Below are 12652 nucleotides of genomic sequence, written 5' to 3'. Positions count from 1 at the left end.
GATGACGATTCGTGATGAAAACTACTTTAGCGAAAAATATGGCCTGACCCGCACGCACTCCGAGGTGCTGGAGGCGGCGAAAGTGATTACGCCTGGCAAAACGTTGGATCTCGGCTGCGGTAACGGGCGTAACGCGCTCTATCTCGCGGCAAATGGTTTTGACGTTACGGCATGGGATAAGAATCCGGCAAGCATCAATAATCTGGAATCCATCCGCCGTGAAGAAGGGCTGGAGAATTTGCAATCGGCGATTAAAGATCTCAATGCGCTGAGCTTTGAAGGGGAATACGATTTTATTCTTTCTACCGTTGTGTTGATGTTCCTGCAGCCGGAAACGATCCCTGGCTTGATTGCGAATATGCAGCGTTGCACTAAGCCTGGCGGATATAACCTGATTGTCGCGGCGATGGATACTGAAGATTATCCTTGTACCGTGGGTTTCCCTTTTGCGTTTAAAGCCGGGGAGTTACGTCACTACTATGCAGGTTGGAATTTCCTAAAATACAACGAGAATCCAGGTGAACTGCATCGCACTGATGCCAATGGCAATCGCATTAAACTGCGTTTTGCCACAATGCTGGCGCAAAAAACGGCATAACAGCTAAAAGTTCCACTATTCACTTTTTCATATCACAAATTACCGGCTAATAATTATGCCGGTAATTTTTTTATTCGCCTGCTAACTAATTATTTTTTTTCTATAAATTGCGAGCAACAACCATTTTTGCAACAACAGGCTGTTCATTCCTTTGCTATAACTCTTTTGAAATCGTACCTCTATCAGGAACAACCCCATGCGTACTCATACGTTCTTCAAAGTTGCGGCCCTTGCCGGCGTGATTGCTCTGTCTGGTTGTGCGTCAAAAGTCGCGGAACCTACGCAGTATTCCGGTTTTTTAAAAGATTATTCGAATTTGCAGGAAACCACCTCCGCAACGGGCAAGCCGACCCTGCGCTGGGTGGATCCTAATTACAATCCCAAAAATTACGACAGTATTGTTTATAACCCTGTGGTCTATTATCCAACGCCTAAACCGAGCACCCAGATTGGTCAAAAGGCGCTGGATGATATTCGTAACTACACCGATCAACAGATTAAGCAGGCTGTCTCACAGCATAAAAAAATCGTTGCCACCCCTGGGCCACGTAGCCTGATCTTCCGTGGTGCAATTACCGCCGTCGATTCCAGCAATGAAGGGCTCCAGTTCTACGAAGTGGTGCCAATTGCGTTAGTGGTTGCCGGTACCCAAATGGCGACCGGTCACCGTACTATGGACACCCATCTCTTCTTTGAAGGTGAGTTGATCGATGCGGCAACCAATAAACCGGTGGTGAAAGTGGTGCGTAAAGGCGAAGGGAAAGATCTCAACAATGAGAATACCCCAATGACGCTGCAAACCCTGAAAAAGACCATCGACGATATGGCGGTGGATGCCGTTAAATTCGACCCGGCAATGAAGTAATCGAAAATTGGGTGGCGTAAGCCACCCAGTTTTTTACGCTCGTTTCATTTTCAGGCGCGGCTTGATAAACCCCGCAGGCACCCGCGCAAACATCACCAGATTTCCCACCAAAATCAGCACCAGCCCGATAATGGCGTTGGCATGCCACTGATAACCTTCGTAAATGGTAGAGAGCGTCAGTGCGACCAGCGGAAACAGCAGCGTACTGTACGCCGCGTTGCTGGCGCCAATTCTGCCGACCAGAGTGAAGTAAGCGCCAAAGGCAATCACCGAGCCGAAAATCGCCAGGTAGAAAAGGGCGCCAAGATAGCTGAAAGTCCACTGTGGCGTAAAGTTATCACCGCGCAGCAGGGCGATTAGCCCGATAATCAGTGTGCCGTAGAGCATCGCCCAGCTATTGGTGGTGAGCGTTTCCAGGCCGCGTCGCTGGTGGCGGATGCTGAGCATATTTCCCAGCGAGAAGCCATACGTGCCAAGCGCGCTCAACAGAATGCCTGGCAGCATCGTACTGCTGAGCCCGGAGAGCTGAAGATCGTCCCAGAACAGGGTGATAATCCCCGCCAGCCCCAGCAGTGCGGCAAGGTAAAAGCGCCCCGGCGGCGTCTGGCGGAAAAAGAGGAAACTGTTGATGGCGTTAAACAGCACCGCCATAGAGAAAATCACCGATTCCAGCCCGGTGTTAATCCAGCTTGCGGCGGTGTAAAAACACCAGAAATTAAAGCCGAACACACAGCAGCCTTGCAGGATGCAGAAAAGATGGTCGCGTAAGGCCAGACTGCGCAAACGGCGCGTTAAAAGCAGAATGGTCAACATGGTGATGCTGGCAATCGCGAAGCGCCAGAAGATAGACACGGTAGCCGGTACCGGGCCCTGTTGTAAAAAAATGGCGATCCACGTCGTGCCCCAGATGGCGACAACCAGTATGTAGAGCAGTGCGTTCATGCGCGTTCCTCAATAACCCAGAAAAACGCAGTTTGACGCGTCTTGCTGGGTGACGCTTGCAGCGCCTTGCCACTGACTTGCAAATTCTTGCGGATTTTTTGTGAGCAGAGTCGAACAACTCTGGCAATCAGGCGCGTCGCTACATAGACTAGGTCTATGAATTACTGTGAAACAGACCGCTAATGACCCATTCCTACGCTACTCTGGAACGCCTGCAAAGTCAGAACGCCGTGCTGCGCGACACAGTTGTGCTTAATTCAGGTATCCAGCTTGCGGCCTGGTACAATAATTGTGACACTGTCACCGTTGAAAGCGATCATCATACGCTGAGTCTTTATGTAGCGGATGGCTATGAAAGTTATCAGAAAACACCGCACGGCTGGAAAAATGGCGGCGGACCGGACCGCTTTTGCCTGATGCCGCAGGCCTGTGAATCGACGTGGGATATTCGCGGCGACCTCTCTTTTGTTCACCTCTATTGCACCGATCGCCATCTGAAACACATTGGCGAACAGATCTGGGACCGAAGCCCGACGGCTATTCAGCTTGATGAAAAATCCTTTGCCGATGACGCGAAAATCACCGCGCTTTATCGTCAGTTCCTGCTGAGCTGTGACTGGCAGCAACCTGCGAATCAGCTGGCATTGAGCAGCGCCAGTACACTGCTGCTGACACATCTTATTCAGAATTACGCCTCCGTTCAGTGGCGACTGCCTGCGGTGACGGGTGGCCTGGCACCGTCGGTGTTGCGCAATGTGCTGGCGTGGATTGACGCTAATCTGTCGCAACCGCTGACGCTTGCCGAATTGGCAGCACAGGCCGCACTCAGTGAATACCATTTTGCGCGAATGTTTCGTCAGTCAACCGGCCTGGCGCCGCACCAGTATGTGATGCAACGACGCATGGATCATGCTGAACAACTGGTGCGAACGACCGCGTTGCCGCTGACCGACATCGCGCTGGCCTGCGGGTTTAGCTCGGCCAGCCATTTCAGTAATCGTTTTAAGCGCGTGCAGGGCGTTACGCCATCGCAGCTACGCGCGGCGCACCTGTGATAACACGGCGTAACTTGCGCCACCGAGTATCAATCCCCAGAAAGCCGAACCGACGCCGGCGAGCGTCAGCCCGCTGGCGGTGACCAAAAAGGTGACCATGGCGGCATCACGCTCATTCGCCTGTTGCAGCGCCTGATACAGGCTGCCGCTCAGGGTTCCGAGCAGCGCCAGCCCTGCCAGCATCTCAATCCAGGCGGTGGGAAGCGACGCCATCAACGCCGTTATCGACCCGCCAAATAGACCGGCCAACAGGTAAAACACCCCGGCAGCCGCAGCGGCCCGCCAGCGTTGCGCGGCTTGTGGATGCGCGTCCGGGCTTTGGCAAATAGCCGCGGTAATCGCGGCGATACAGACGGAATACACGCCGAACGGCGCGAACAGCAACGCCAGCCCCCCGGTAAAGACGATCAGCGGGGAGGCGGGAATGTGATAGCCCGAAGCCTGCAATGTGGCAAATCCCGGCGCGTTCTGTGAGGCCATGGTGACCAGAAAAAAGGGGACTCCGACGCTTAGCAGCAGCGCGGGGGAAAAATGAGGTGAGATAAATTCAGGCGCAACGAGGGCGAAAGAGAGCGTATTGCGCTGAACCTCACCGCTCATCCAGGCCGCGAGGCTTCCCACGACCAGCGCGGCGACCACCGCATAACGCGGGGCAAAAGCTTTACAGAGAAGCCAGGCTACCAGCATGCTGCCGCTCAAGACGAGGTGATTTTGCAGGCTGGAAAACGCCTGTAGGCCAAAACGCAGTAAGATCCCCGCCAGCATCGCCGCCGCCAGCGAATGTGGAATTAATTTCATTAACCGGGCAAATAATCCGGTCACGCCGCACAATACAATCAGCGCGTTAGCGAAGATAAAAATCCCCACCGCCTCGTTGAGCGTTGCGCCCTGTAAGCCGCCCACCAGTAACGCTGCGCCTGGCGTCGACCAGGCCGTTAAAATGGGCGCTTTTTTCCAGAGCGTCAGCGCCAGCGTGCTGATCCCCATCGCCAGCCCTAACGCCGTCATCCATCCGGCAATTTGCGAAGCGTTTGCCCCCGCAGCGGCAGCGGCCTGCCAGATGATAGCGGCTGAGCTGGCGTAGCCCACCAGCACGGCGACAAACCCCGCCAGCAACGTCGGGAAGGGACAGAAACGAGTGAACATGCAAACCTCTTGTGCGTTATAACGTCCAAAAACACTGTAGCATTGAGCGTTATAGCGCACAAGTCATGATGATTATCACAGGGTGATCAGTAAACCTTTGATATAATAAAGCCGTTTCTGCACTGGAGAGGTGATATGAATATTGCACAACATCTGTCAGCCACACTGAAATCCCTGCGCCAGCAGCGCGAGTGGAGCCTGTCGCGGCTGGCGGAAGAGACGGGCGTGTCTAAAGCGATGCTGGGGCAAATCGAGCGTAATGAATCCAGCCCGACGGTGGCGACGTTGTGGAAAATCGCCACTGGCTTGAATGTACCGTTTTCAGTTTTTATCACGCCTCCGCAGGTTGAGGTGCCCGGCGCGTTTGATCCGCAGCAGCGGGCGATGGTCGTTACGCCTGTTTTTCCGTGGGACCCGGAACTGTGCTTTGACCACTTTTCTATCGTGCTGGCCCCCGGCGCGTTAAGCGAATCGACGCCGCATGAAAAGGGCGTCATTGAGCACGTCGTTGCCATTAGCGGTACGCTCGATATGCGCGTGGCGGGTGTGTGGCGCAGCCTGACGCCAGGAGAAGGGTTACGTTTTGCCGGTGACGAAGCGCATGCTTATCGCAACAGCAGCGACCAGCCCGCGCATTTTCATTCGTTGATTCACTACCCAAAAGAAAAAACCGCAAGCGAGCTTGCGGTGCGTCATAGAGACAGAAATCATCAATAACGTGACGAGGAAATCCGGAATACGCAGTCACTGTAATCGGCCCGGTGTGTGCGCGGAAATAGTTAATTCTTCGATACTTTGCCGGAAAAGAGAAATTGACCGCGCAGAGGTGGTGGAAAAGTGTTTGGTCTGCGCCAGGAACTGACTACAATAGCCGCCATTTTGACCCCAACGGATAATAACGACTGTATGCGCCTGCAAAACCATCATCTTGAATTACTGAGCCCGGCCCGAGATACGGCGATTGCCCGCGAAGCCATTCTTCACGGTGCGGACGCGGTTTATATCGGCGGCCCTGGCTTTGGTGCTCGCCATAATGCCAGCAACAGCCTGAGTGATATTGCCGAACTGGTGCCTTTCGCCCATCGCTACGGTGCGAAGATTTTTATCACGCTTAATACCATTCTTCATGATGATGAGCTGGCGCCCGCGCAGAAGCTGATTACCGATCTCTACGAGACCGGCGTGGATGCATTGATTGTGCAGGATATGGGCATACTGCAGTTAGATATTCCGCCGATTGAGCTGCACGCCAGTACGCAGTGCGATATCCGCAGCGTTGAGAAAGCAAAATTCCTTTCTGAAGTGGGCTTCAGTCAGATCGTTCTGGCGCGCGAGCTGAACCTGCAACAGATTCAGGCAATCCATGAAAGCACCGATGCGACCATCGAATTCTTTATTCATGGCGCGCTGTGTGTGGCCTATTCCGGCCAGTGCAATATCTCCCACGCCCAGACCGGGCGCAGCGCGAACCGTGGCGATTGCTCACAGGCCTGTCGTCTGCCGTATACCCTGAAGGACGATCAGGGCCGCGTGGTGGCGTTCGAAAAACATCTGCTGTCGATGAAAGATAACGATCAAACCGCCAACCTTGGCGCGTTGATTGATGCGGGTGTCCGCTCCTTCAAAATTGAAGGGCGATACAAAGACATGAGCTACGTGAAAAATATCACCGCCCATTATCGCCAGATGCTCGATGCGATTATTGAAGAACGCGGCGACCTGGCGCGCGCTTCTGCGGGGCGTACGGAGCATTTCTTTATTCCGTCCACCGATAAAACATTCCATCGCGGCAGCACGGATTATTTCGTTAACGCGCGTAAAGGTGACATCGGTGCCTTTGATTCGCCGAAGTTCGTCGGTCTTCCGGTCGGTGAAGTGCTGAAAGTCAGCAAAGATCACCTGGATGTGGAAGTGACCGAACCATTAGCCAACGGTGATGGCCTGAACGTGCTGATTAAACGCGAAGTAGTGGGCTTCCGTGCGAATACGGTCGAGAAGACCGGTGAAAATCGCTATCGTGTCTGGCCAAACGAAATGCCGGCCGATCTGCATAAGGTGCGTCCGAATCACGTCCTCAACCGTAACCTTGACCATAACTGGCAGCAGGCGCTGCTGAAAACATCCAGCGAACGCCGCATTGGCGTGGACGTTGAACTGTCGGGTTGGCAGGAGCAACTGGTGCTGACCATGACCAGCGAAGATGGCGTCAGCGTGACCCATACGCTGGATGGTGAATTCGCCCCGGCCAACAATGCGGAAAAAGCGCTGAGTCAGTTGCAGGACGGCATCGCCAAACTGGGCCAGACCTGTTATTACCCGCGCCGCACCGACGTGCAGTTAGCGGAAGCGTTGTTTGTCCCAAACAGCGTGCTGAATCAGTTGCGTCGTGAAACCGTGGAGATGCTGGAAACGGCGCGCCTGGCGGCGTATCAACGTGGCAGCCGTAAACCGGTCAGTACGCCAGCGCCGGTCTATCCGGAAACGCATCTTAGCTTCCTGGCAAACGTCTACAACCACAAAGCGCGCGAGTTCTATCAGACCTTTGGCGTGAAGCTTATCGATGCGGCGTATGAAGCGCATGAAGAGAAGGGCGATGTGCCGGTGATGATCACCAAACACTGTCTGCGCTTTGCCTTTAATTTGTGCCCGAAACAGGCCAAAGGCTCCATTAAGAGCTGGCGCGCCACGCCGATGCAGCTGGTTCACGGTGATGAAGTATTGACGCTGAAGTTTGATTGTCGCCCGTGTGAAATGCATGTGATCGGGAAAATGAAGAATCACGTCCTGAAGATGCCACTGCCGGGAAGCATAGTGGCGTCGGTCAGCCCGGATGAGCTGCTGAAGACGTTGCCTAAGCGTAAGTAAAAGCTAACCCCTCTCCGATATGGAGAGGGGACCGATTGTGTCTCGTATCCTCAGGATTTAAATCCGGCAGCCGTCATCATTAAACGAAATAAATACCCCACTACGGCCAGTGTTAATACGCTGCCGCCCCAGATTGCGGCCAGCCAGAATAGCCGCTGAAACCATGATTTTTGCATCAGTGATACCCCTCGCCATGTTGCACTTTCCCACGGAAGACGTAGTAGCTCCAGAAGGTATAAACCAGAATAATGGGAATAATCAGCAGGGCGCCAATCAGCATAAAGCCCTGGCTTTGCGTCGGCGCGGCGGCCTGCCACAGGGTGATATCGGGCGGAATAATATGCGGCCAGATGCTGATTCCAAGCCCGCTAAAACCGAGGAAAATCAGTACCAGCGTCAAGACAAACGGCTGGGCATGGCATTCCGGACGGGCCAGCGTACGCCAGATGATCAGGCTTACGGCCATCACCAGCAACGGAACCGGCAACAGGAACCACAGATTAGGTAGCGTAAACCAGCGTTGTGCAATGGCCGGATGCGCCAGCGGCGTCCACGCGCTAATCACCGCAATCACCGCCAGCTGCGCCAGCAAAAGCCCACGCGCGTGGCGGCGCATAATACGTTGCAATGGATCTTCACTTTTCATGATCAGCCAGGTTGCGCCCAGCAAGGCATAGGCCACGACCAGACCCAATCCGCAGAACAGCGTAAACGGCGTCAGCCAGTCGAAGGGGCCACCGGCGAAGGTGCGGTTAACGACCGGAAAACCGTTCAGTACCGCGCCGACCACTACGCCCTGGCTGAATGTCGCCAGAATAGAGCCGCCGAGAAAGGCTTTATCCCAGAAGGGGCGATGCGATGGCGTCGCGTTAAAGCGAAATTCAAACGCCACACCGCGAAAAATCAGGCCGATCAGCATCAACGATAACGGGATGGTCAGCGCATCGATGATTACCGCATAGGCCAACGGAAACGCGCCAAACAGCGCCGCGCCGCCCAGCACCAGCCAGGTTTCGTTGCCGTCCCACACCGGGGCGACGCTGTTTACCATCACATCGCGATCGACGGCATCGCGGGTGAAGGGGAACAAAATACCGATCCCCAAATCAAAACCATCCATCACGATGTACATCAGGGTGGCGAAGACGATAATCACAAACCAGATAATAGAGAGGTCGACGCCCATCAGTGCTGCTCCTGTGAATGAGTAGGGGTAATTGCGGCGGAAAGAGGACGCGCAGGCGTACCGTCAGTGGGCGGAGTAAAATCCTGCGGCCCTTTGCGGATCAGGCGCACCATATAGCTGTATCCGACGCCGAAGACCGAGCTGTAGACCACAAAAAAGGCCAACAGGCTGATGCTCATATGCAAATCTCCGTGGGCGGAAACCGCATCCGCCGTACGCTGTAGGCCATACACTACCCATGGTTGCCGGCCCACTTCGGTGGTGACCCATCCTGCGAGAATGGCGATTAAGCCAGATGGCCCCATCAGCAACGCAAACCATAAGAAGGGGCGCGAAACATAGAGGCGCTGCTTTTTGCGCAGCCACAGCGCGGCGACGCCTAACAGCAGCATCAGCATGCCAAGACCGGCCATAATGCGAAACGACCAGAAGACGATAGTGGAGTTCGGGCGGTCCTCTTTGGCAAACTCCTTCAGCGCCGGGACCTGTTTGTCGAGGCTATGGGTGAGGATTAAGCTTCCCAGCGCGGGGATCTCCAGGCCGTAGCGGGTACGTTCCTGCTCCATATCGGGCCAGCCAAACAGCAGCAGCGGTGTAGGCTCGCCCGGCGGATTTTCCCAGTGACCTTCAATGGCGGCGATTTTTGACGGCTGGTGTTTCAGCGTATTCAGACCGTGCATATCACCAATCATGGCCTGAATGGGCGCGACGATAAGCGTCATCCACAGGGCCATCGAAAACATGGTGCGGATAGCGGGCGTGTTATTACCGCGCAGCAGATGCCAGGCCGCAGATGCGCCGACAAACAGGGCGCTGCTCAGGAAAGCCGCCACCGTCATATGTAACAGGCGATAGGGGAATGACGGGTTGAAGACCACCGCGAACCAGTCAACCGGTACAACCTGGCCGTTCACGATCTCGAAGCCCTGCGGTGTTTGCATCCAGCTGTTTGACGCGAGGATCCAGAACGTTGAGATAAGCGTACCCAGTGCCACCATGCAGGTCGCGAAGAAGTGTAACCCCGGCCCGACTTTATTCCAGCCAAAGAGCATCACGCCGAGGAAACCCGCTTCGAGGAAGAAGGCGGTTAACACTTCATAGGTGAGCAGCGGGCCGGTAATACTGCCTGCAAATTGTGAGAAACCGCTCCAGTTGGTGCCAAACTGATAGGCCATTACCAGCCCGGAAACAACGCCCATCCCAAAGTTAACGGCAAAAATCTTCGACCAGAAATGGTAGAGCGAACGCCAGACCGGCTGACGGGTTTTGAGCCATAACCCTTCGAGCACCGCCAGATAGCTGGCAAGCCCGATGGTGATGGCGGGAAAGATAATGTGAAAGGAGACGGTGAAGGCGAACTGTATTCGCGCCAGGTGAAACGCATCAAGACCAAACATGCAAAACTCCGCATCAATTTTTGTTCGGTCAAATTGTAAGGTGCGTAACAATCCGGTGACATGTACAGCAAAGCGATGTTTTTAGATAACAGTTGCGTTAACTGTTATACATCCGGGGGAGAGGAGTCGTGCGAATGACTGAGCGAAATGTAAGGAAAGTTAAGCTTTTTCGGTTCCGGATTTTTGTTTAACTTTCATTGAAGTAGAGGGGATTACTCTGCCGCTCGTTGTTCAGCATGACACAGCAAACCGCCATTAGCTCAACTGGAAGAGCAGACGATTTTCGATTGGAAGGGACGGGGTTCGAGGCCTCGATGGCGGTCCACATTTCTGGATTACTTGATATAGGAATCCAGCACCTTCAGCACCACTTCAAGATCTTCTTCACGCTTCAATTCTTCGCCCTGATGAACGATATGTTCCGTCAGATGGCCTTTGATAACTTCGCGCATTAAACCGTTCACCGCACCGCGAATAGCGGCGATTTGTTGTAGCACGGCGGCACATTCATGAGGCTCATCGAGCATTTTTTTGAGCGCCACCACCTGACCCTGAATCTTGCTGGCACGGGCTTTAAGCTTCTGTTTATCACGAATAGTATGCGACATGCTGATATCTCTCTGACTTAAAATCGATGTTGATTATAGCATTAGCATTCTACTGGGGGGTAGTATTCGGTACTGGGGGGGAGTAGAATTCGGTGCGTCCATCTCTAACCAATAACTATTCTCATGAACGAATTCACAACACTTCTTCAGCAAGGAAACGCCTGGTTTTTCATTCCGAGTGCCATTTTGCTTGGTGCACTTCACGGGCTGGAGCCGGGGCATTCGAAAACGATGATGGCGGCTTTTATCATCGCCATTAAAGGCACGGTAAGACAGGCAGCGATGCTGGGGCTGGCGGCGACGCTTTCTCATACCATGGTGGTCTGGTTGATTGCTTTCGGCGGGATGTATATCAGCAATAAGTTTACTGCAGAATCGGCGGAACCCTGGCTGCAACTGGTGTCCGCCGTCATTATTCTGTCGACTGCTTTCTGGATGTTCTGGCGGACCTGGCGCGGCGAGAAAAACTGGTTGTTGCAAATGCAGGAAGAGGTGCATCACGACCACGACCACGACCACGACCACGACCACGACCACGACCACGACCACGACCACGACCACGACCACGACCACGACCACGACCATGACCACGACCACCACCACGGACATGATCATCATCACGACGATCACCACCACGCACATGCCGAGTTTGCCGGGCTGGATGTGAACTCCCGGGAGTATCAGGACGCGCATGCCCTGGCGCATGCGTCGGATATTAAGCGCCGCTTCAGCGGTAAAGAGGTCACCAACTGGCAAATTCTGCTGTTTGGTCTGACGGGCGGGCTGATCCCGTGCCCGGCTGCAATCACCGTACTGTTGATTTGCATCCAGCTTAAAGCGGTGACGCTGGGGGCAACCCTGGTGGTTTGTTTCAGTATCGGGCTGGCGTTGACGCTGGTCACCGTGGGGATTGGAGCGGCAGTCAGCGTTCGCCAGGTCGCCAAACGTTGGCGCGGTTTTGATACCCTGGCCCGACGCGCGCCTTATTTCTCCAGCGCATTGATTGGTGCGGTTGGGTTATATATGGCGATCCACGGCTATACTGGCGTGATGAATTAACAAATCTGCATCATTGTGGCGTCATGGGAAATGTACGATTGGGTTTTTACTTAACATTTTGCAATCTTTTTCCTGTGACGCATCGCGCGATTACCAGAATTAGCAGTTCCGTTTTTACCGCATCCTGTCATATAATTTGCGCCGGTTAACCGACGTGTCATTTTCTTCGTCGGCTAATAAAACCCTTTTCTGATAATTACACATTTTCTTTTGCTGATTTTTTAACCACCCGCAGTGGGCAGTAAGAGTATAAAGAAGTCTGGCTGATATGATCGTTGAATATACATCTTTAATGCACCTAATGATCGCCGCAGGTCAGGGCGTTTTTTTAGGTTTTATTAGCTTTATGTGTGTACTGCTTATGTTATTGACTCGCAGTAAGAAAGCCGCTCCCTCGTTATTCCGTGGGCCAATCAAGAAAAGACATACATACTGGCGCTAAGCGTAAACACTGACGTTCATTCCTGGCAGTACAGAGCGTTACGCAGCAGGGCTGCGGCGGCTTTGCGCGCCTGGTTGATGACATCTTCTGGCGTATACGCACGGCCACATTGTTGGCAGTGACAGTTGCTAATCTCTTCTGGCGTGTAAATAACTGTGCCCGGTTTAAATATGGGTTCTTCACAGTCCGGGCATAAATAGGTGTGATCCTGCATAACGCTCCTTAACGCCATATTGCTGTCCTCTATAATTCATATCTCATCAGCGCATCTTTTCCAGTCAAGATTTCATTCTTTGCTGATTCTTAATACTTTTTACAAATCCGTACGCTTTAACACAGTGTTATTGTTACTGCGGTAATTGACCATTCCCCATGATGGGTAGTCGTCGAATACCCTCATGATTATTGTTCATCGTGTTTATGTCTAATACGTACTTCAGAAAAAACGCACTTTCGGACTATTCATAACAGTTACGCGAAAATGAAGTT

Annotated in this window: 13 protein-coding genes and 1 tRNA gene; 7 read left to right on the top strand and 7 right to left on the bottom strand. The window is 53.4% G+C overall.

Annotation, left to right across the window (positions count from 1 at the left end):
• Position 1 precedes the first annotated feature (1 nt).
• Entirely contained in the window at positions 2 to 598 is a 597-nt protein-coding gene (gene tehB, locus G163CM_RS06750; protein WP_231828340.1) for a tellurite resistance methyltransferase TehB, read from the top strand.
• 196 nt (positions 599 to 794) lie between these two features.
• The gene (locus tag G163CM_RS06745; RefSeq protein WP_231827336.1) at positions 795 to 1463 is read left to right on the top strand and encodes a DUF3313 domain-containing protein; all 669 of its coding nucleotides are present in this window, start codon (positions 795 to 797) and stop codon (positions 1461 to 1463) included.
• Between the two features lie 33 nt (positions 1464 to 1496).
• On the opposite strand, the gene G163CM_RS06740 is transcribed toward G163CM_RS06745, so the two are convergent.
• Complete coding sequence (locus G163CM_RS06740; protein ID WP_231827335.1) at positions 1497 to 2405, bottom strand: DMT family transporter; 909 nt, start codon at positions 2403 to 2405, stop codon at positions 1497 to 1499.
• Between the two features lie 182 nt (positions 2406 to 2587).
• Between G163CM_RS06740 and G163CM_RS06735 the strand changes: the two genes are divergently transcribed.
• The gene (locus tag G163CM_RS06735; protein ID WP_231827334.1) at positions 2588 to 3460 is read left to right on the top strand and encodes a helix-turn-helix domain-containing protein; all 873 of its coding nucleotides are present in this window, start codon (positions 2588 to 2590) and stop codon (positions 3458 to 3460) included.
• Here the strand turns inward: G163CM_RS06735 and G163CM_RS06730 are convergent.
• Positions 3440 to 4606: a benzoate/H(+) symporter BenE family transporter gene (locus G163CM_RS06730; RefSeq protein ID WP_231827333.1), complete on the bottom strand. Its 1167-nt coding sequence runs from the start codon at positions 4604 to 4606 to the stop codon at positions 3440 to 3442. The two genes, G163CM_RS06735 and G163CM_RS06730, sit on opposite strands and share 21 nt — an antisense overlap.
• Positions 4607 to 4741: 135 nt before the next feature.
• On the opposite strand from G163CM_RS06730, the gene G163CM_RS06725 reads away from it, so the two are divergent.
• Positions 4742 to 5323 carry a helix-turn-helix domain-containing protein gene (locus G163CM_RS06725; RefSeq protein WP_231827332.1) on the top strand — a complete coding sequence of 194 codons (582 nt, stop codon included), beginning with the start codon at positions 4742 to 4744 and terminating at the stop codon, positions 5321 to 5323.
• A 189-nt stretch (positions 5324 to 5512) separates the two neighbouring features.
• On the top strand, positions 5513 to 7471 hold the full coding sequence (locus G163CM_RS06720) for a peptidase U32 family protein (RefSeq protein ID WP_231828339.1): 1959 nt from the start codon (positions 5513 to 5515) through the stop codon (positions 7469 to 7471).
• A 50-nt stretch (positions 7472 to 7521) separates the two neighbouring features.
• Here G163CM_RS06720 and G163CM_RS06715 read toward each other — a convergent pair whose 3' ends face one another.
• Genes G163CM_RS06715 through G163CM_RS06705 form a run of 3 tightly spaced genes read right to left on the bottom strand, consistent with a single transcriptional unit; the run spans position 7522 to position 10054 of the window.
• Positions 7522 to 7647 carry a DUF2474 domain-containing protein gene (locus G163CM_RS06715; RefSeq protein ID WP_231827331.1) on the bottom strand — a complete coding sequence of 42 codons (126 nt, stop codon included), beginning with the start codon at positions 7645 to 7647 and terminating at the stop codon, positions 7522 to 7524.
• Complete coding sequence (cydB, locus tag G163CM_RS06710; RefSeq protein ID WP_231827330.1) at positions 7647 to 8657, bottom strand: cytochrome d ubiquinol oxidase subunit II; 1011 nt, start codon at positions 8655 to 8657, stop codon at positions 7647 to 7649. The genes G163CM_RS06715 and cydB overlap by 1 nt, the downstream gene beginning before the upstream one ends.
• On the bottom strand, positions 8657 to 10054 hold the full coding sequence (locus G163CM_RS06705) for a cytochrome ubiquinol oxidase subunit I (RefSeq protein WP_231827329.1): 1398 nt from the start codon (positions 10052 to 10054) through the stop codon (positions 8657 to 8659). The genes cydB and G163CM_RS06705 overlap by 1 nt, the downstream gene beginning before the upstream one ends.
• A 249-nt stretch (positions 10055 to 10303) precedes the next feature.
• Between G163CM_RS06705 and G163CM_RS06700 the strand changes: the two genes are divergently transcribed.
• Positions 10304 to 10379 (top strand) — tRNA-Glu (locus tag G163CM_RS06700).
• A gap of 10 nt (positions 10380 to 10389) precedes the next feature.
• Here the strand turns inward: G163CM_RS06700 and rcnR are convergent.
• Positions 10390 to 10662, bottom strand: a complete 273-nt coding sequence (gene rcnR / locus G163CM_RS06695) for a Ni(II)/Co(II)-binding transcriptional repressor RcnR (protein ID WP_231827328.1) — start codon at positions 10660 to 10662, stop codon at positions 10390 to 10392.
• 123 nt (positions 10663 to 10785) lie between these two features.
• Between rcnR and G163CM_RS06690 the strand changes: the two genes are divergently transcribed.
• Positions 10786 to 11721 (top strand): nickel/cobalt efflux protein RcnA, encoded by a 936-nt coding sequence (locus G163CM_RS06690; protein WP_231827327.1) that lies wholly within the window; start codon positions 10786 to 10788, stop codon positions 11719 to 11721.
• A 458-nt stretch (positions 11722 to 12179) separates the two neighbouring features.
• Here the strand turns inward: G163CM_RS06690 and G163CM_RS06685 are convergent, their stop codons facing one another.
• Positions 12180 to 12377, bottom strand: a complete 198-nt coding sequence (locus G163CM_RS06685) for an ECs_2282 family putative zinc-binding protein (protein ID WP_231827326.1) — start codon at positions 12375 to 12377, stop codon at positions 12180 to 12182.
• Positions 12378 to 12652: the final 275 nt, after the last annotated feature.

The organism is Pseudocitrobacter corydidari, from assembly GCF_021172065.1.
Classification (GTDB): Bacteria; Pseudomonadota; Gammaproteobacteria; order Enterobacterales; family Enterobacteriaceae; genus Pseudocitrobacter; species Pseudocitrobacter corydidari.
Note: the sequence above shows the minus strand (reverse complement) of the source record. Positions and strands in the feature narration are given on the sequence as shown.